We start from the raw sequence: 19,703 nt of genomic DNA, 5'->3' as shown, positions 1-19,703 counted from the left end.
AACCTGTTTAAGCATGATAACGACATTATACCCAAAAGTTGGGACTCAACGCGTCTTACGTGCATTTAGTCTGTTTTGTAAAAACAGGAATAGGAAAAAATAGGAATAACAGAATTTCGAGCGGGATATTCGAGGCCCGGCCGCGTGCGGAAGATTCGCTGCGCGGCTGGAATAGCGTTGTGGTTACAGGGCGATCATACAACCAATTAACGTCGCTAGCGCAAATAAGCTAGTGCGACTGATCAGCCCAAACTCACTGTATTGAATCATTTCTTGATGCTGCATAGTGTCTCCTAATGGCAGTGATAGAACAGAGTGCGATTAAGATTGCAAAAATATTAAACAGCTATCCGATCTAAACTAGCTAACTGAGTTTTATGACAATCTTATTAAACTATCGTGAACAATTAGGATTTTGGCAAAAATATTGTTATGAACCTTTTATGACAAACTCACGCCTTAGTGTAAAAAACCATAAAAAACTTAATCTCGAATCATTGGAAATAGAAAAATACTATTGATAAACAACCTATTACAAAAATCACCATTGTTGTTTTTTTAGACTATACAACACATGTTCTCTAAGCCAATGACCGTCTGCCAATTTGGGATGCATGAAATTAGGTTCTTGATTGAGTAGCCCTATCTTTTGCATCACCCTCTGTGAAGCAATATTTGCAACCGCCGTCATCGAATAGATTTTTTCAAAGCCTAGTTCAGTAAATCCGTACTTAAGCACTTCTCTAGCAGCTTCGGGTGCATAACCATTGCCCCAAGATTCTCGGCACAACCGCCAACCAATCTCGGTAAAAGGTGCATTGGGCAAACCTGATTCTTGCGGGTGTACAATAAATCCAACAAAGCCAATAAATTGACCCGTCGCTTTCACTTCCGCTGCGTAAAGGCCAAAACCTTGAGTTTCAATCAGAGATTCCAATCTATCGATCAAAGCATCACTTTCAGTTTTATCCAACAAGTAAGGAAAATAGCGCATGACCTCTTCGTCTTGCCCCATGGCAGCAAAAGGCTCACGGTCCTCATTGCACCAGCGCCGAAGTATTAACCGCTTTGTCTCAATGATGCGAGTTTTGCTGGTAGAGTCAGCGTCCTTAGTGGGCCTAACCATCAGTAAATATTCTCCATTTTGTGTTTGAGAAAGGATATATATTGGGTCAATCGTGTCGGTTGGTGATTCCTACTCGGATAAACCGCATACAAGCTGGTCGGCTGTTGCACGTTCCAATCGGGTGTCAGGTCAATGAGGTGACTCTGTTGATTGACCCAATACCTTGGGCCAAGACTCACTCCCATACCCAACTCTACCGCTCGATAACACGGCTCCGGTGCATTGCCCATCGCAATCGTCGTCAACTCCAGTCTTTTGGTTTTACTTTGCTTCTTGAGCTGGCAGCTTGATGGCCAATGGTTAGGCACACAACAAGAGGTCGCAGCAATACCGTCCCAATCGCTAACGTTTTTTTGATGCAATGCCTTCAAGCCAAAAATCGTGAATTTTGGCTCGCATAACTTGGTGGCAATAAGACTTGAGTCGGCGAGTTCTCCACTGCGAATTGCAACATCAATGGGTTGAGTAAACAAGGAATCAAACTCGTTGCCAATCAACAACTGAACCCGAACTTCGGGATGTAAACGCATAAATTCCAAAGTCCAATCAGTCACACCATTTGCGGCAACAAAGCTCGATACACTGACCGTCATCGACCCTGACAGATTTTGTTCACCTCGAATAATATTCTGGGTGACATCTTGAATATCCGAAATCAAGGGCATCAGTTGCTCTAACAATTCTGAGCCAGATTGCGTCAACCGGACGTGTCGAGTATTACGTTCAAATAGGCGCGTATCAAGCCGGGCCTCAAGCGCTCGAATTCTGCGACTGATAGTACTGACAGGGACGCCAAGGTGCTCCGCCGCCAGCGTATAGTTACCTAGCTTCCCTACCGTAACAAAATCGGCTAGGTGATCTAGGTTTGTAATACGCGTTGGACTGATTTTATTATTGCTCATACGCAAAACTGATTTGGATTTTTGGCTATTATATTTGCAAATTTGCAGTGATACCGTGAACCACACCTTAATCAACTCACGCTCAGGAAACGGATTATGCAAGAGACAACCCCTCTTCTCTCATCACTGCTACTTTTTGCTATTGCCGCGACGTTTTTACTATTTGCGGTCTGGACTTGGTTCAAACCACACAGTCTGTCTCAGTTTATTGGCTATGGAAAACTGAGCGGAGATGGATTCAATGAGTTCATGGCGATCTACGCTGGCGTGTTTACTGCTAAAGCCGGTATTGCATGTTGGGCAGCAATGACGCAATCCGACGAATTGCATCTAGCGGTCGCAGCTTTATTACTTTCTCAACCTATGGCGAGAGTCTTGTCTTATTTGCACGGACACGCTTGTCAGGGAAAAATGAAAGCTTTGGGATGGCTTGAAGCGCTATCGGGCAGTGCTCTGATTTTTCTGTGGCTCAGTTAAACCACTAAGTTAGTTTCATATTTTGGCGCTAATTCAAGGCGTTAAATCAAGGTAATGCTTCAAGGTATTACTCCAAGGTAGTAAGAAAAGGCAAAGTTTTGAGATAACTTTGCCTTTGCTTGTTTTCAGTCTGAATCAAACTGGGATGTTTTCATCTGGGCGAAGCGTGAGCACTTCATAACCATCTTTTGTTACTAATATCGTATGCTCACATTGCGCCGATAACTTTTTATCACGGGTAACCACAGTCCAGTCGTCTTTTAGTAACTTAGTCTGCGGCTTACCTTGGTTAATCATTGGCTCAATGGTGAATGTCATACCTTCGCGAAGTACTTCACCTAAACCCGGCTGGCCATAATGCAACACGCTAGGTTCTTCATGCATCTCTCGACCGATGCCATGACCACAATATTCGCGGACAATGCTGTAACCCTTACCTTCCGCAAATGACTGAATGGCATGGCCAATATCACCGAGCGTCGCGCCCGGTTTTACCTGCTTAATGCCAAGCCACATCGCCTGATACGTTTCCGCTACCAACTTTTTTGCCAGTGGTGGCGCATCAGGCATTACAAACATTTTACTTGAGTCAGCAATAAAGCCATTCTTTTCCAACGTAATATCAATATTAACGATATCTCGCTTTTTTAGTGTTTGACTGATTTTTGGAATGCCGTGACAAACCACATCATTGACTGAGCTATTGAGCACAAATTCATAGTCATACTGGCCTTTGCTCGCTGGGCGGGCATTAAGCTCATTCACAATGAAGTCTTCAACTTTGTCGTTGATTTGCATGGTGTTCACGCCAGGTTTGATAAAACCATCAAGCATGACAAAAACCTGCGCCAGTAATCGGCCCGACTCACGCATCAATGCTTGCTCTTGTTTGGTTTTAATCGTGATTTCAGGCTTAGGCATCGGATGTCTCACACTGTAAGCCTTTCAAATCTGCACACTCGAGCATTTGCGCCACTATCTGTTGGAAGTTCATTGTCGGGTTGGTTTCAGCAACCATGCCAACTTTGATCCAAAATTCGGCTTGGGAGTTGATGGAACGCTCCATCACAGCACTTACCTTGCGGATTTCTTCGTGTAACTCATCTGAGATTTTAACAATACCCATGTCTTTGACTCGCAGCTTCAAACTATATACAAATCATATATAAAACATATTCATTACACAATAAATTAGATACTTTTAACTACTGCGTATACTTCGCCAGCGATTTTGCTTTCGATACTTTGAAGGCGTTACGCCCGTGGCTTGCTTAAAACCTAAATTGAACGCGCGAACACTGGTAAAGCCGGATCGTTCGGCCACCAATGCCAACGGAAGATTCGTTGTTGCCAACAGACTTTGCGCCCGCTCGACTCTGATCTGACGACTAAGTTGCGAATAGGACTGTCCCAACTCTTGCTTGAGCTTTCTCTTTAGGGTTGATTGGCTGACGTTTAACTGTAGTGCGCAATCGGCAAGAGTGCGGACCGTAACATCAGATATTGCTGACATCACTTGCTGAATAAAGTCTTGATCTGTCGCTAACAACGAGTTTGTCGAACTGGAAGTTTGCGGTGCATGCTCTGCACAGCTGTTTACCACACGCATTACCGTTATCAAACGTTCTAATGCGGTTTGTACTTTTAATTGGATTAAGGGTTTTACTATTTGTTCGTACCAATCAGTTTCGTTTTTCCAGTTACTAGCACTGAGAGAAATCACACTATTCAGTTGAGATAACCACTGAATCGCTTCACCAATTTCAGGCAATGAACAATCAAAAAATGATTTATCAAGCAATACCACCACAACATGTTCAGCAGTAAGTTCAGTGTCCCACGTGTGTTCTACATAAGGAGGAATGATAACCAACTCTTGCTCAACAATATCTGAAACTTGGTTAGCCAAGTACTTTCTACCCGATTTGTTATCGGCTAATCCAAGACCGTTTTTCTGTGCGTCGCCTGAGCAAACTAAAATCAGTTCAAAACAGTCGTGTTTATGCCAGTCAAAAATTGGTGGTCTGTTTGTCATATGATGAACACGAATACAGGTATTCGGATCAAATTGAATGCGTTGTAGCTTGGCCATACGGGTTTTGAATGAAAACTTTGAGTTGGGCCCAAACTACCATATTTCGAGCCATAACTGCCAAAACAAACTAAATCTCTCTCTAAAATGGCAAATACATATTAAGCCTCAAACTACGATTCAATAGGTAATTCAATGGGCTATTCAGTAAGCCACTCAGCAAACCAATCACTAAATTATGTTTTCGACCTAGATGGCACTATTGTCTTCCACAATAAACCACTGGCAACAGAGATCGCCCAGGCGCTCGATACCTTGGTTGAGAACGGGCACAAGGTAATTTTTGCCACAGCAAGGCCACTTCGAGACACGCTACCTTTGCTGCCAGAATCACTGACCAAACAACTCATCATTGGGTGTAATGGCTCTATGATCAGCGAACGGGCACAAGTTACCCAGTATCAGAGTTTTTCAATTGACGCTTCCGCAAAATTGTTAGCGTATTTAGAAAGCAACAAGATTCCTTTTGTCGCAGACTCAGTGATGCAATTTTGCCTATCAAGCCAGCCAGATAACTTCCATCAACGTTTTGATTCCGTGAAAAACTATCAAGTTTCAGTACAAGACATGATGGCGCAGCCTGTAACCAAGATGATTGTTCTGGATTACTCGCAGCTTTCAATTATCGAGCAGTTCGTCAAAAGTGAAATCACTGGCTACGCCATTTATCACCACTTAGGTGAAGGCAGCTTTGATATTGTGCCTAGTCAAGAAGAGACCACAAACAAAGCAACAGCATTAGAAAAATTCGGTATCGATTGGAGGCAGACCGCTTGCTTTGGCAATGACCATAACGATATCGAAATGCTGAACCGCTGCCAGTGGCCTCACGTAGTGGGAGATAAAATTCTGCTTGAAAGACAGCATGTCAAAGTCGATGAAAAACGCATCGACCAATACCTAAGTCAAATGGAATTGAATAGACTGCCATAGAACTGCAACAAAGAAGCTCTAAGTTATGCGACGTAATTTCGAACAATATGCGTCGCGCTTCACTTGGAGATGGAGAATGGCTAGAAAAGACAACCCGTTGGACGGAAAAATAATCAGAACACTTCAGGGTAAGGGGCTAATTAAGAGCGAAGCAGAGGCTCTACTTAAGGTAGAAGTGTACCGTCTACATTCTGATGAAATCGCGAAAGTGAAAAACTACTCAGAGCATTTTGGATTAACGGCAAAAGAAAAACTTATCGATGAGATATTGGACCTTCGCCGTGAAAACATGCTGTCGAGGTTAAAACAAGCCGATCAGTTAACCCACCCTCATGACAGATTTTAGTTTTTGTCGTTCAAGGGCCAAAACGACAAAACCCCAGCACAAGGTACTGGGGTTTTTAATAATGGCACGCCCTGTAGGATTCGAACCTACGACCACATCCTTAGAAGGGACGTGCTCGTTTAACACCCTACAATTAACTTACCTATAATTACCAGTTAACCGATATTTTAGTTAATTTAGTCACCATCATTGTAATTTGGAATTCAAAATCAAAATTGCGCTACCCCCTAACCAAAGTTACCATTAACATAAATCATAGAATAAAGAGAAATGGATGAAGGAATTCGCTCCTACAGGTCGATATCATTTTGTTGTGAAGCAAACGGTGGCAACTAGCCCAGCTACAGCGTTTCCTGTGTTGTATCTCGAAACAGAAAATGGTCATACGGTCATGTGGTCACTAGTCTCTTATTTTCTTGCATATCCCTCTCGAAGTGACACATGGATGCGTGACGTCACGCGTTCAGTGGGCTTGTTTTATGATTACTGCACCGCCCAGCGTAAAATTGATGTTGATCAGTACACGCAGCTTCGCAGTTTCATGTCTAGCCTTGAAAACGGAACAATTGGAAGCGATGGTAAAGACCCCACTTGTCTCTATTGGGCACCAACTGGTTTAGATAAAGCAAAAAGATTAAGGTCTTCCCTCTCGACGTTCATTGATTGGATATCAGAGTTTGAGAAACAGCCAAAGAATGAGCCTGCATTCCTACAGTCGTTTAGCTCAACAGAAAATTTAACTCTATCTCTACTAAAGTCTGCAAGAAACATTATTAGTAAAAGCTTTATGGAGCACGCCAAAAACCCAAATACGGTTGCTGAAGCTTTGATTGAGACACGCCGGACATTCGGATATGAGTTCGAAGATGACTCCAAATCATACATCAATGCTGAATCTGAAACTAAAAGCTTCCCTGTGGAACTTGTCGTACCACTTTTTGAGTATGGATTTGTAAAAAACCCTCTAGCGACTGATCCTTTTGAACGCGAAGACATTACTGCAAAAATGATTACCTTACTGCTTCTATTCGGAGGCATGAGAAAAAGTGAACCACTGCACTTGTGGTTTAACGACATCTATCCTACCAGTGAATTTAAATGCCAAGTTAAGCTTTTTCACCCTAGCTTAGCGAAAGTAAACTTAATTGGTGAAGGACCTAAGACTAGAGCTCAGTACCTTAAGGAACGAGGGATCCTGCCAAGACACAAGCCAAATAACCCTAAATCACTCAAAGCTGGATGGAAAAAACTTGCTGTAGACAAAAAGTCATATCATGCAGACGTATATTTTTTACACGAATCAGCAGAAGCACTATTCTCTTCTATGTACTCTATATATCTATCGTACAGGAGCAAATTAATGTTGGACTATCAAAAAAATCATGGTCACGACCATCCTTTTTTATTTGTAGCCACAGGTGTAGACCATAGAACTGGCGAGAGTTACGCAGGTGCTCCATATTCAATTAGCCAATTTGATAAAAGCTTTGACAAAGCACTTTATCGGCTTGAATCATACTTGGGTCAAAGAATTCCCCGTGGGAGAGATGCAGCAATGAACCCTCACTCACTTCGCCATCTCTTTGCACAGGCGCTTACAGATCTTGGGGTGCCTCCCAAAATGATACAAAAAGCCTTACGCCAGCGAAGCATCAATTCTCAAGAAGCCTACAAAGATATATCTGCAGAGAAAATCAGAGCAACCCTTAGTAGGTATTCCATTGGCCATCCTGTGGAAAACAAATTTAAGATTAGTGGTATCTAAGGATAAAGATGATGACTTCCGAAAGTACTCAAAAATTGAAAGGTATTGAGTTTTGTGAGTCTGTAAGTGATTACGAGCAAGCTACTATCAGCGCTATGTTTTTTGTACCTAAGTTTCAACAAAGTCTAGAAGCAATATCTGCTCATGAAAAAGGAATGGCCACCTTAAAGCGTCTTGCTAAAGATGGTAAAGTAAAAATTAATAGTCTTTTTTTCTATCAAAATCTTGGAAATAATAACCGCTTCAATGCTAGTCAATTCACTAAACCAAGCGTCTCGATTTTACATAATGAGTTGAGCATCATTCATGACAACTTAAATCTCAATGGCAATGTTGTTAGTGAAGAAGGCCGTAGGTCAGCAAATAGTCATTTCCACAGATCTATAGCGTTTTTTCAATATATCAATAATGTAAGCTCAATTTCCGAGATATCAGTCGACATATTTAAGAAGTTCATTCTCCCAATTCGAACTGAAAACAACCGATGGCATGAAGACACCAATCCACAAGTTCGCAAGGCTTTGCGAGCTATGGCTCTCTGCCTCGATCATCACTTTCAAATCGACGACTACGTAAAATGTGTTGAAGTTCAACGTTCTGACACTAACGATAGAACGAGAGATCTGTTCGCGAACCCTGACAAACACATGAAAAAGTGGGTCGATTCTTGGCTTGAGTTCTTAGATGCAAAAAATGCTTTTTCCACCAAAAGCTTTAAAGATTGCGCTACAAAAATGCGAGATTTCATTGAAGAGACATATGCGTCAGATGACCCAAACCACTTTCCTGATGATCCATTACTATATTTTTCAAAATACCGCGGTGAAGAGTTTTACAGTTGGTTAAACACCCTTGTAGAGAATAACAAGATCACCAGTAAAACATTAATCAAAACAATAAGTAGGATGAATTCCTTCGGAAATTGGTATATAGCGACTTATATGTCGGACACAGATGAAAATGGTGAGTTAGTAACTCTGGGTCACCCGATTTTGAGTAACCACAAAATAAACCAAGTAATTCAATTGCATGGAAGTGAAAACAATAGTGATATCAAATTAAGCGAGTCATCGAAGCCAAGTCCTCCTTTGTGGATGGTTCTTAAGCTAAAAGAAATACTGACTGAAAATGATTACGAATGGGCTAAGTCCATCACTTCTCAGTACAATAAAAGTATTGTTGACGAAAGCGGTGATCCTGTTTGGATCCCTGTCATTACATTTCTGTATCTAGTGATGCTTGAAATTCCTCTGCGAAAAATTCAAGTACTACGCCTTGACTCTGGCGAAGGCGATATGTGGCGATACGACGCTCAGGCCGACACTTGGGTAAAAAACACCCACCAGCTTGCTAATTACTGGAAGAACATTGGTGCAAAAGTTACGAATCGAGGCGTATTCAGAAGGAAGTTAATCAATGGTATTTTAAATCCTGAATTTGTTTTATATATCAATTCCAATAAAACGGCTGATAAAAAAGTCGGCTATAGCGAAAAGTCAGGTTATGAAATTCCATGGAAAAACCCTCATGTTATCAAATATTTTGACGAATTAAGGAATTGGCAAGAAAGGCATAACCCTGTAACTGCACCTGTTCAATATAAAGACATTCCAATTACCGTTTTCGAAGATGACCCCTCGCAAAAAGTAATGGCTTCCATACCGGACCGATTCTATTTATTCCGTTCAGCTAAAAATATTAAGAATGGCAATCGTCAAATGCCGCCAACAAATCGTATGCTGCACGAGTTCTGGGTTAAGTTAATGGCCGAGCTGGAAAAACGCTTACAAGAAGAAGGTGTAAATTGTCAAATTATTCTATCTCGTAACGAGTACACTAACGCCCCTCAGCAAGCGCTCTATACACCTCATGGTCTGCGAGTTGCCGGGCTGACCTCTCTTGCCCATCAAGGGGTTCCTATTGAGATTTTGAGTAAGATTGTAGCAGGTCACAAAAGTATTTTAATGACAATCTACTATCAAAAGTTTCATCCGCGCCACATTAGTGAAGTCCTAAATGAAGCCAGTCGTGATATAGAACTTCAGTACCAGAAGAGCTTTCAAAACTGGTTGAAAGACGCAGCTTGGGATCAGGTTGCGAAATATGCCGCCTATAACTCTGAGGATGCAATTGATGGTGCAAAATCTAAGGTGTCCCGTTGCACCGCCTCTTTGTGGGACGGCACAAATCTAGGTTTGTGTCCATATAATGGTACCCGATGTCATGACGGTGGTGATTGTGTCCGTAAAAGTGGTAAATCAAAAGCGGTCTATTTGCCTGTTGAAGATAAAAACTGTGTGATGTGTCGTCACTTTATCACGGGGTTGCCTTGGTTGACTGAGCTTTGGGTTCATGGCAACTCTCTGATTCTGAAGTCAGAGAAGATTTCGAACGTTCTAAGTGACTCCCAGCAAGAGGAACAAATCCTGAAGGTGAAGCGCAAGGTTCTGATTCAAGATGGCAAGGAAGTATCTTCGCAATTGTACGCAAAGATCAAAAAGGCTCAGACTTTAAATGAAAAGTATTCGATTGAGCTTGACAATGTTTTTATGGAGTTACACGCAACACATAACCTAATTGAGAAAGTGAAAAAACTTCCTAATGCTCCTATTGCCGAGAAACATAGTGCTCAAATGAATGATGCTCCTACTCTATTAATGCATAGCGACTCAGAGTTTGATATAGATTATGTCGAGGCGCCAAACAATTTCCAAAGCTTGGATTTCGTCATTCAAGCAAGTCGCTTCTATAAGCAAGAACGAAACATCGATTTTGAACGCGAACGTGACATGTTCATGGATGAAATCTTACTAAGAAATGGACATCAACCCCTGATGCTTATGAATTTAACAAAAGAGGAGAAGCAGATATCTGCAGACGCTTTCGCAAAGCTTTTAGTAACAAAAGTAGACTCCAGGACTCTCCAACTTCTAAAAGATGGCCGAACCAAGCTATCAGAGCTTGGACTTGAAAAGGAACTTCTAGAGGTATTCCCAGTTGATATTCCTAACGATTTAATTGAACAGCGAACTGAGCAAACGAACTAAACATGAAAAAACAAGACGTAATAACGAGTAATGATGTAAATAAGTTGTTTGAAGAGCTTTTGGGAACTACACGTAGAGAGCAAGTAAAAACTACACTTAAGAGTATTCAAGATATCTGCGAAAAAATCGTGGGATTAAACGGATCCCCATCGGTTCCGGCAGTGGTTAAGGCGTTAGCTAGCAATGGAACTCTCATCTCTGAGCAATCAATCTACAACCGAAGAGCTGGTAAAAACCCTTACCCTATTTTAATTGACGCTTGGATTAAAGTTGCTCAGGGAAAAAAAAAAGGGCTTAAAGCTGCTGTTTTAGCTAGCACTAAACAAGCTACCAGCGTAAATAAACCCAACCCTTTTATTACTGAAGATGACCTACTGAATATTGCTGATCCTGTATTACGGTACAAGATTTCCGTTTTGTATGGTCAGATGACTTCTCTGAGCAAGCAAAACGCCGCAATACGCGAGCTTCGAGAGTTACCAGCGGTCTACCCAAACCAAGTTGTACCGCCTTCGGACCAAAACTCCAAACTTAATCTTCCCTCACCACAGCTTAATAGTTTAGATGTAGAGATTCTGACAAATTTTTTGGATGGTCAATGTGGCCAGTTTTACTTTAATGATGAAGGGACACTTTATGCAGCACGACCACTTAGGAAACATACAGTCGTCTCAGATCCCGGATTCAAGGATGTTCTTGAAAAGCTGCTTCCCAATAAACTCATTAAATGATTTATAGAAGGATAAACTGAATAGTGGAGAAGGCGCAATGGAACTAAATGGTTATCAAATAAAAATACTTTTACATTTAGTAGAAAATGAAATGACCGGAATCTGCGGTGATCAAGAGTATACAGAGTTAGCACAAATCAAAATAAGGCTTGAAGAACAATTAGAAAATAAAGACGACTATGATGAAAGAGCCTAAAATTGTAGACTTTTTTTCATCACATAGAGATTCTGATTGAACATCGTATGTAGTTGAGTTTTTCCGTAAAGTTCAATCTTAAACATATGTTTAACGCTAGTAACTCTTCAAATACTGCAAACATCGTAGGCAAAAGTGGCGCAGGACTGACAGCCTTACATTCTGTGTTTAATACAAATGGTTTTATTTTTATGAGCGGATGATCTAGCTTGTAGTTCTCAAATGATTTTTTTCCTAAACCAAGCTGTAATCAATCGTGAATAACTGACACTTTGGACTGATAAAGAGACCGCTCACCAATAGAAGTAAACCAAGCAGGTCAATTGTTTTGTTTAGTGACTTAGCGATTAGGGCAGTTCTCATAATTAAGCACGTATTTTTACTGCCATTAAGAGACTTTAACGCGTCATTAATTCTATGTTTAAACTGGGCTCAGCTACCCTTTTCATGTACCCATCTTTGATGCATGGCAAACTGGCACCACCGAAAATTCCACCGAAACAAGACGCTGTCTTCTAGGAACATGGGTATCCTCGTAAACGGCGTTGTTGCCTAAATCAATTGAACCTTTTCCAAGTCCTGCGATCTGATCCTTTGTGATGGCAAGAGCGGTGATGACATGGGGAAAGCGAAAAAGAAGATAACGAATTGGGCCGAGTACAATACAGCTCTGTGCAAGCGTGGTTCGGTTACGTTCTGGATAGATGACTCAGCCATTGATGCATGGCAATGCAAAACCCATCATGGTAACCGTGGTAGAGGCTTCCAATACTCAGATACTGCGATTGAAACTGCGTTGATGATTAAGGGTATCTTCTCTCTGCCGTTACGAGCTCTTCAAGGCTTTATCGACTCGATATTTAAACTACTGAACGTACAATTGACGTCCCCTGACTACACTTGTATCAGTAAACGCTCGAAGACGGTTCAGGTCAAATATCGCAATAAATCGAGAGGGGCTATCCGCCATATCGCCATTGACTCGACTGGTCTCAAAGTCTTTGGTGAGGGTGAGTGGAAAGTGAAAAAGCACGGGGCAGAAAAACGCAGAACATGGCGCAAGCTGCACTTAGCCGTTGATGTAGATACCCATGAAGCCATTAGTGCCGAGGTCAGTCTGGTCAATGTTGGTGATAGCGAAGTGCTGCCAACGTTGCTCAACCCTTTACGTAGAAAGATCGATGCTGTATCTGCTGACGGAGCATATGACACAAAAAGTTGCCACGAGACTTTGAAAAAGAAAGGTTGTACTCCGTTAATACCCCCTCGTAAGAATGCAGCGTTTTGGGAAGATGGGCATCCCAGAAATGAAGCCGTAGAGGCTCTGAAAAACGGAAGAATAGCGGAGTGGAAATCCGAGTCTGGTTATCACTATCGCTCAATATCTGAGACTGCAATATCCCGATATAAAAAACTCACAAGCGGTAAACTGAGCTTGAGATGTTACAACGCTCAAGTGGGCGAAATTATGGCGAATGTTAAAGCTATAAACAAAGTCATAAGACTAGGTATGCCCGTAAGAGGCTAACTGCTAGTCATCTACGGCGTTGTTGATCCTCAAGCTGATTTGATCAACAACGCCCTCGTAAACTATCCGTCCCTTGCCAAAAGCCCTATGGTTTATGTGAGAACAGGTAATAGAAATGCGGCTATCATTAACATTCCATCTCATAGACGCCAAGTTCCGTTGAAACAATCTGTTCAGTACGAAAAATAAGTTGAACAATTACGCTACCTAAATTACCTAAACTTCCGTAAGAATAAAAGATTACAAAGGTAGGTATTCCTGAAAAATGATAATCGCCTAACTACGAGCTTTGTTAGCTACGATTGTAACTAAAATAAAATACGCAAAAATCCATAAAAATCGTATTGGTACTCATATCTCTTGGCAATAACGAGCTCATTTTACCTAACAGTTCTCTACTTAAAAACAACCCAGAAACAGGTGAAATTTGAGAATATGAAAAATACCACCTACCGAACTGAATCCACATATCCGTAATCCTGAGATGTTAGTTTGTGACATGACACATCAATGTCAGTGTTTTCTTGTCCAATAATTCGAATTAGCCTCCAGCTCCATATTCTAAACAAAAAAAAATTTGATAGGAAAATACTATATGCCTCGGAGGTAAATAAAATGAAAGTACTAGTACTAATTAGTTTTTTGTTATTAAGTTCATTCGCAAACTCAAAAGAGAATAGCTACGAAGTTCTTGATAGAACAGTCAAAAGCGAATCCCCTTGGATGGGAGATTATATAGATGCAATTGAGTTGCAACAAAATAATAATAATGAAGCAGCAATTAATTTATTTGAAAAGCAACTAAGAGAAATAGTCCACTCACAACAAGACTTTGGCCGCGTTTACGTTAGATATATAGCAGCTATTGAAGAGGTTGAAGACTTTGAGAGACCAGTGGAATTTTTTGACAGCCTTTTATTCTCATATCCGGATTACTTGTGGGTACGAAGTTCAAGAGACTATTCAAAGTACATGTTATTGAGATCTAGAACTATATCCGATTTTTACGTTAGTAAATTAGTTTCTCCAGCTGATGCAGAGTGGCGTTCTTTGCTCCATAAAATGCTCGGAGCTACTTTAGCTTGGGGAGAGCCAGATGAGCGAGAAAATAAAAAACAACTAATTCTCAATAAGATTTCGAACATTCAATTAAGAGGACTTGTTAAAGACTTAAGAGATATCAGATATTCTCATGTCAATACTGATGACAAAAAATATTCACTTATTGAAGAAAAAAGGGAGTTAGAAAAAAATCTTATTTTGGGGGAGCTGATCGAAGCTGCAAAATCAGTTGCCAAAATTAGTTTTATCAACAGCACGTTGAAACAAGGTGACGACAAAATCTTTGACTGGCTTGTTCAATTACAGTCTAGCCAGATTCCAGATAATCACAACTTAGAGTTTCTGAAAAATTATTTCGAAACACGAAAAAAATTAGCTCAATTAGGTGCGAATTACACAGAAATAATAAGTTCCTACCAGTCTGAATTAGATAACTCAACACTAATAAAACTTCAAGTTAGTTATATCAGTTACAACAGTTTTTACGGTAGCCATTTTAGGTCTCTAAGGACCTTAAATGATTGGATGTCTCAGTCGACGAATAAGCATGAAGAAAGAGTCATTTATCACCATATTGATATGGTAAATAAATGGTCTGAGCAAGGAGACTATACACCAGGAAACTTAACTAGAAAATCCAAGCATATAAATTTGGATCAGCACGATTATTTAGGTGTTTCCCCAATGAACACTGGCCGTGGCCCCGGGCAGTTTTGTGGTGGAGGTCGCGGAGGTCGCCTGGGTTTTGGGGGGTTGAGTCAAGCAAGTAACTATGGAATTCAACCTTATGGACAGCTAAGATATCAGCTTAAGGGGACAGGTATACAGAGCCACCATCTTTTAGAAAAAAGATTTGCCCCTATGCTTGGCTTGAACGCAAATAGAATGTCCTCTGCTGCAGTTACACCTAGTGAACATCAAGTTTTCACCAATGCTTGGCGTGCATATTTCCCATATGGAACTGGTACGCAGAGAGCAACACCAGATAGCCTAAGAAGAGCCATTAATAATATATATTCGGATTATCCAGCTCTTAAAAATGCGGCACTGGCAGACTTAAACTCTGCTAAATGATCGAAAATGAAGGCTGGTTTGTTGTATTAGGTATCAATAAACCATTCTTCGTTTCCAATTCAAATTACTCACGAACGGAAAAGATGAAAAAATATACTAGATTTGTAATTAAAGTGGACAATAAAACTGATGATTTTACACAGAAATACAATATTATAAAAGCCGGAAAATTAAGTAAGTCGACAGGACTTCAAGCTTTTATAATAGATGAGGATTCTCCGGATTTTGAATCTGTTTTAACAGAAATGGAAAAATACACTGATTTTTTCACTCGATTCCCGGAATTTACAAAAAATGAACTAAATAAAGCCTATTTTTTACATATTCGTACAAAAAAGCACCATGGTTATCCCGAGCCTTCTGGCGACTTTGATTATTTGAATAGAATATTTGGACCTGGCTCTAGTAGTCAAAAAACACCTAGAGAACATCAAATTGCACCTTTTAGAATAAAGAGAAGTGCGATTCCCAAAAACTTAGACTGTTTCAAACTAAACTGGCATGATGATGAATTGTTTGTCTCTGACACATTCGTTTCTAACTGTAAAAGTAAAGGTTTTAATATCAACTATAGGCAAGTACAAGATACACATGGTAAAGTCATAGATAATTGGTTTCAGATTGATGCTGAGGTTTTTCAAGAATGCTACGACTCGAACGATTTTGAAGAATGCGCATCATCGAAACTAGGATTTAAATCCTACAAAGATGAATATATGGATTTTTTCCCAAGAATATGCACGAATAAAAATCTACCACCTATCTTCAAGCTGAAAATTTGGTTTTCCAATGGTTACTATAGTTACCGACCATTAGTTTGTAATGGTGATTTTTATAAAGAAGTTTTTTGCAACATTAAGCACACACTTTCTTTCCAGCCGTCGAGACTTTAATTATTTATGAATACTTAGAAAGTAATTTCCCCCCTACGAACTAGTAAACAAAACCGAGAGTAGTCGTGTGCGTATACGTATATTCGGTGAGGTTTGGTAGAGCCTGCCATAAATTTCTGAAAAGCGCTGAAAGTAGCATCTGGAAGCAGTGTTGGATTTACTACTCGAAAAGGGACTTGATTTAGTTTGAACTCTTCCAGACTTGGAAGCTCATCGTATTTACTCATTTCTATTTCCTATATTTGGCCTTCCAACTCTAGTGACCTTTGGATGGGTGATGACTAGAAGTAAATGCAGCGATTACTCTGTGTTTAAATGACCCAAGCTTGATTTCTTCCATCGAATCCTGAGACGTTTGAGATTTAGCTTTCATTTGACTTTGGTCGCACCACTTAGCATTTGAAAAAGTGCTTCGAAAACAATTCTCATCTGGGGTGGCTGTGTCAGACTCAAATGGTACTGGCTTAGATGCATCACACGTAATTGGGGACTCCATTTGTACATATGAGTTTGAATCAGGGATATCCTGCTCAACGTTTTCTGCAAACTCAATCAAACTTTTCTCAGCGAATGTAAATAGCCATGCTGTCTGATTTTCAGGGCTATCTCTTCTAAGAATTCGACCAAGAACCTGTCTAAAATAAAGCTCTGTCTTGACCGTACTCATATGGCAGCATACCTGGAGCCTTGGTATATCAGTGCCTTCGCTTACCATCCCGACGCTGACTATCCACTGAACAGAGCCATTTCGATAGTTCTCTATTTCTGTAAGTGGTTCATCATGGCGATAGGTCACGATGGAAACTGATTGGCCGTATTTGTGCATTAGTATGTTTCTAATATGAATCGCGTGTTCGACAGATGCAGCAACCGCTAAGCCGCCAGCAAACGAAACTCGCTGTCGAATTTCATTGAGTTTTTCAACACCAAGACCTAGAAGATGCTCCATGGCTTCTTGGTTGTATAAGATACTTCGATATGTAGTAGACGTTTGTTCGATCATTTCGAGAATCGACGAAAAATGCTGAGTTTTTTTGTCACTTAAAACTGTAAGATGTTCGTTATCAACTAGAACGATTTGAGGAAGTCGGCACACTTTGTCAACAACAGCTTGTTTTAACGTGTATTGATAGTCAACTAGGAGTTTGCCCTCAGAATTACTGTACTCTGCCAACACTATTGGTAGGCAATCTGATCTCCACGGTGTACCCGACATCGCTAACGTGTACTTTGCCAGCCCTAGTACTTTTAGTATTATTTGTTGTCCCCAAACATTCGCATTTTTGATATCAGATCCTGAACAATGATGGATTTCATCAAACACGACAAAGACTCGAAAATTAGATAGCGTTTCCCAAAAGTCATCATCGAGGTATTTCATAGATTGGTATGTTGTTGATTTACCTAAAGAGCCCAAACCACCATTAAACGGACAGTTGAGAGTCTTTGAAAACGTCCTTTTTATTCCCTCAGCAACTGTGAGTGAGGGAGAGAAACATAGTACAAGATCCACCATGTTACTGTTGATCAGTTCTAAAGCGACACGAGCAGCCATAACAGTTTTTCCCGCACCGGGGGTTGCCTGACAAAAGAAGTGACTGCCATAAAACTGATATTTTCTCACAGCTGAGTTAATACAGTCAGATTGCCAATGTCTCAACATAGCGATCCACCATCAGATAATGTGCTAAGTGTATTATTGAGTACATTTACTTTTCCTAATAATTGCACGGATCGTTCTTTTGCAGCTTCATGCAGTGCAATGAGTCTCGATTCGAGCTCTGGAAACCTAACCATAAGTGACTGGTATTCCTCAATTTCTGTTAAAGTGATTTTAAGTTCAGTCTTGAATTTTGTGTGTTCGAGCTGCAATACGGAATAGTTAGGGTTATTTGATCCGCAGTTTTGTTTTTTGGGTACAACATGAAGACTTTTAAACAACTCCGATTGAAAGTACTTTTTCTTGTTTCCTCGAACTTCAACATAAAGCCATTTTTTGTTGGTGAACCGTAAGATTTGACGATAGATCATTCGCCTTGCTTCCCCAGGTTCAACATCAGTATCACTCCCTGAAAGAAACGCATCTCGTAACTCTAATACAGAAAATCCATCTATTTTTCTTTCAATCAATAACTTATGCATCACGGTATTGATTTTGGTAGAACGATTCATTTACAACTCACAAATCCAAATAACTAAGGATTGCTTAGTATACAGAAAACAGTAAAACTAAGAAAATCTTAGTACCTTCGGATTAAAGCAATGAACAATAAGTGCCATTTAGTAACCCAATTCCCTCGAAACTTAAGGAAGCACGCAAGAACGCGGGTTTATCCCAAAAAGCTTTGGGTGTCTGTATAGGTATGGATGAAAGCACTGCAAGCCCGAGGATGAACCAATATGAAAAGGGAAAGCACACGCCAGATGTAAATACGCTGAAAGCAATAGCTGACAAGCTCGAAGTACCGTTAAACTACTTTTTTTGCGAAGATGAAACTTCCGCGGAATTGGCTTTGAAATTTTATAGGCTCTCGCCGATAAATAAAACGAAAGTACTTGAACTGATTGGCGATCTACTAAAAGAGTCTGATTGAGTGTGTACGTAGTCGTACCTTTACTAGCGTAACAAGGAAATGTATCTGTAGATTCAATACATTAAAAATCTTAAAACAAAAGTTACCAAAAATCTTGATGACTCGAGATTACAGGAAAGGCCCAAGGACTGCTCTTTGACTCTTCCAGCTGCTTTTTTGATACTGGGAGAGAGTTGGCTTGCAGGAAATACTGCACAAGACATCTTCGGACTAACACTGTTCTATTTTTTATCAATCCATATTCACGTCTAATCAAGTCCTGACCCTCTGCTGATAAAGCAGGGTTAACAAACAACTCAATTTCAATTTTTTCAGAGTAGTTAACATCGTCAATTGGAAGCGTCTTTGGCTCCAGGTGTTTTGGTTTTGTCAAAATGCGAGACAAAACAAAATCTCGATATCCTTCATGCTCATAACAGTATGCTCGAACGTGTAATCGGTTACCGGTGTAGGTTATTACTTTTGGGTGCATTCGGCGACGTTTACCTATAGGAGTGGAGGCTGAGGCGTAGATAGCTTCAACATCAGATCTATTATCAATGGCAGCAAGAATTGAAGGGATAACACCATCAATAACGCGGCGATGAAGCAATGGTACGGTGGCCACTTCGCTACCTTCTATACAAGTAAAACCTCCTTCACGTATGACTTCTACCGGGTCTTGTGAAATTAACTTGGGTGTAAAGATACGGGCCGGGCGATACGATTTTTCTGCTGGGTCATAAGGTGCTAAGTTGCCGGGATACACTCCACTGTAGAGTTTAATGTCTTTAATAGCTTGATAGCGAGATATGCCGTAAGTATCAACGAGCATCCGAGTTTTAAGACCCCGCCCCCAAAGAAGTTGACGTTCAATGTACTTTAGTCTCTGTATCTGTGCCCATGGGATATTATCTATCTTTGTTGTTGTCACTATATGACCCTTTTTGTTGTTAAC

At 40.5% G+C, this 19,703-nt stretch carries 20 protein-coding genes; 11 read left to right on the top strand and 9 right to left on the bottom strand.

Features of this window, described 5'->3' with window-relative positions; all coding sequences use genetic code 11:
- Positions 1 to 541: 541 nt before the first annotated feature.
- Positions 542 to 1,126, bottom strand: a complete 585-nt coding sequence (locus ACXAFJ_RS03900) for a GNAT family N-acetyltransferase (protein WP_475321550.1) — start codon at positions 1,124 to 1,126, stop codon at positions 542 to 544.
- Positions 1,126 to 2,028 (bottom strand): LysR family transcriptional regulator, encoded by a 903-nt coding sequence (locus ACXAFJ_RS03895; protein ID WP_475321549.1) that lies wholly within the window; start codon positions 2,026 to 2,028, stop codon positions 1,126 to 1,128. Before ACXAFJ_RS03895 ends, ACXAFJ_RS03900 begins: the two co-directional genes overlap by 1 nt.
- Before the next feature lie 96 nt (positions 2,029 to 2,124).
- Here ACXAFJ_RS03895 and ACXAFJ_RS03890 point away from each other — a divergent pair, with 96 nt between their 5' ends.
- Complete coding sequence (locus ACXAFJ_RS03890; RefSeq protein WP_475321548.1) at positions 2,125 to 2,505, top strand: hypothetical protein; 381 nt, start codon at positions 2,125 to 2,127, stop codon at positions 2,503 to 2,505.
- A gap of 135 nt (positions 2,506 to 2,640) precedes the next feature.
- On the opposite strand, the gene map is transcribed toward ACXAFJ_RS03890, so the two are convergent.
- The 3 genes from map to ACXAFJ_RS03875 all read right to left on the bottom strand — a co-directional run bounded on the left by map (position 2,641) and on the right by ACXAFJ_RS03875 (position 4,597).
- Positions 2,641 to 3,426 carry a type I methionyl aminopeptidase gene (gene map, locus ACXAFJ_RS03885; protein WP_475321546.1) on the bottom strand — a complete coding sequence of 262 codons (786 nt, stop codon included), beginning with the start codon at positions 3,424 to 3,426 and terminating at the stop codon, positions 2,641 to 2,643.
- Positions 3,419 to 3,631: a ParD-like family protein gene (locus tag ACXAFJ_RS03880; RefSeq protein WP_475321545.1), complete on the bottom strand. Its 213-nt coding sequence runs from the start codon at positions 3,629 to 3,631 to the stop codon at positions 3,419 to 3,421. The genes map and ACXAFJ_RS03880 overlap by 8 nt, the downstream gene beginning before the upstream one ends.
- Positions 3,632 to 3,706: 75 nt before the next feature.
- The gene (locus tag ACXAFJ_RS03875; RefSeq protein ID WP_475321544.1) at positions 3,707 to 4,597 is read right to left on the bottom strand and encodes a helix-turn-helix domain-containing protein; all 891 of its coding nucleotides are present in this window, start codon (positions 4,595 to 4,597) and stop codon (positions 3,707 to 3,709) included.
- Between the two features lie 135 nt (positions 4,598 to 4,732).
- On the opposite strand from ACXAFJ_RS03875, the gene ACXAFJ_RS03870 reads away from it, so the two are divergent.
- The 9 genes from ACXAFJ_RS03870 to ACXAFJ_RS03830 all read left to right on the top strand — a co-directional run bounded on the left by ACXAFJ_RS03870 (position 4,733) and on the right by ACXAFJ_RS03830 (position 16,172).
- Positions 4,733 to 5,530: an HAD-IIB family hydrolase gene (locus ACXAFJ_RS03870; RefSeq protein WP_475321542.1), complete on the top strand. Its 798-nt coding sequence runs from the start codon at positions 4,733 to 4,735 to the stop codon at positions 5,528 to 5,530.
- 76 nt (positions 5,531 to 5,606) lie between these two features.
- On the top strand, positions 5,607 to 5,876 hold the full coding sequence (locus ACXAFJ_RS03865) for a hypothetical protein (RefSeq protein WP_475321541.1): 270 nt from the start codon (positions 5,607 to 5,609) through the stop codon (positions 5,874 to 5,876).
- A gap of 274 nt (positions 5,877 to 6,150) precedes the next feature.
- On the top strand, positions 6,151 to 7,641 hold the full coding sequence (locus tag ACXAFJ_RS03860) for a tyrosine-type recombinase/integrase (RefSeq protein ID WP_475321540.1): 1,491 nt from the start codon (positions 6,151 to 6,153) through the stop codon (positions 7,639 to 7,641).
- A gap of 8 nt (positions 7,642 to 7,649) precedes the next feature.
- Positions 7,650 to 10,688 carry a VPA1269 family protein gene (locus tag ACXAFJ_RS03855; protein WP_475321538.1) on the top strand — a complete coding sequence of 1,013 codons (3,039 nt, stop codon included), beginning with the start codon at positions 7,650 to 7,652 and terminating at the stop codon, positions 10,686 to 10,688.
- A 2-nt stretch (positions 10,689 to 10,690) separates the two neighbouring features.
- Positions 10,691 to 11,419, top strand: a complete 729-nt coding sequence (locus tag ACXAFJ_RS03850) for a hypothetical protein (protein WP_475321537.1) — start codon at positions 10,691 to 10,693, stop codon at positions 11,417 to 11,419.
- 37 nt (positions 11,420 to 11,456) lie between these two features.
- Positions 11,457 to 11,615, top strand: coding sequence for a hypothetical protein (locus ACXAFJ_RS03845; RefSeq protein WP_475321536.1), 159 nt, complete (start codon positions 11,457 to 11,459; stop codon positions 11,613 to 11,615).
- A 619-nt stretch (positions 11,616 to 12,234) separates the two neighbouring features.
- A complete protein-coding gene (locus ACXAFJ_RS03840) occupies positions 12,235 to 13,143 on the top strand; it encodes an IS5 family transposase (RefSeq protein ID WP_475321534.1) in 909 nt (302 codons plus the stop codon).
- Positions 13,144 to 13,758: 615 nt separating this feature from the next.
- Positions 13,759 to 15,279 (top strand): hypothetical protein, encoded by a 1,521-nt coding sequence (locus ACXAFJ_RS03835; RefSeq protein WP_475321533.1) that lies wholly within the window; start codon positions 13,759 to 13,761, stop codon positions 15,277 to 15,279.
- Positions 15,276 to 16,172 (top strand): hypothetical protein, encoded by an 897-nt coding sequence (locus ACXAFJ_RS03830; RefSeq protein WP_475321532.1) that lies wholly within the window; start codon positions 15,276 to 15,278, stop codon positions 16,170 to 16,172. The genes ACXAFJ_RS03835 and ACXAFJ_RS03830 overlap by 4 nt, the downstream gene beginning before the upstream one ends.
- Positions 16,173 to 16,186: 14 nt before the next feature.
- Here ACXAFJ_RS03830 and ACXAFJ_RS03825 read toward each other — a convergent pair whose 3' ends face one another.
- The 3 genes from ACXAFJ_RS03825 to ACXAFJ_RS03815 are packed head-to-tail and all read right to left on the bottom strand — an operon-like array spanning position 16,187 to position 18,344.
- On the bottom strand, positions 16,187 to 16,399 hold the full coding sequence (locus ACXAFJ_RS03825; protein WP_475321531.1) for a hypothetical protein: 213 nt from the start codon (positions 16,397 to 16,399) through the stop codon (positions 16,187 to 16,189).
- 29 nt (positions 16,400 to 16,428) lie between these two features.
- Positions 16,429 to 17,835 carry a DEAD/DEAH box helicase gene (locus tag ACXAFJ_RS03820; protein ID WP_475321529.1) on the bottom strand — a complete coding sequence of 469 codons (1,407 nt, stop codon included), beginning with the start codon at positions 17,833 to 17,835 and terminating at the stop codon, positions 16,429 to 16,431.
- Complete coding sequence (locus tag ACXAFJ_RS03815) at positions 17,829 to 18,344, bottom strand: hypothetical protein (protein WP_475321528.1); 516 nt, start codon at positions 18,342 to 18,344, stop codon at positions 17,829 to 17,831. The genes ACXAFJ_RS03820 and ACXAFJ_RS03815 overlap by 7 nt, the downstream gene beginning before the upstream one ends.
- Positions 18,345 to 18,445: 101 nt before the next feature.
- Here ACXAFJ_RS03815 and ACXAFJ_RS03810 point away from each other — a divergent pair, with 101 nt between their 5' ends.
- The gene (locus ACXAFJ_RS03810; protein WP_475321527.1) at positions 18,446 to 18,766 is read left to right on the top strand and encodes a helix-turn-helix domain-containing protein; all 321 of its coding nucleotides are present in this window, start codon (positions 18,446 to 18,448) and stop codon (positions 18,764 to 18,766) included.
- Positions 18,767 to 18,848: 82 nt separating this feature from the next.
- Here ACXAFJ_RS03810 and ACXAFJ_RS03805 read toward each other — a convergent pair whose 3' ends face one another.
- Entirely contained in the window at positions 18,849 to 19,679 is an 831-nt protein-coding gene (locus ACXAFJ_RS03805) for a BrxR family helix-turn-helix transcriptional regulator (protein ID WP_475321525.1), read from the bottom strand.
- Positions 19,680 to 19,703: the final 24 nt, after the last annotated feature.

Source organism: Vibrio sp. ABH4_348 (assembly GCF_056159765.1).
Note: the sequence above shows the minus strand (reverse complement) of the source record. Positions and strands in the feature narration are given on the sequence as shown.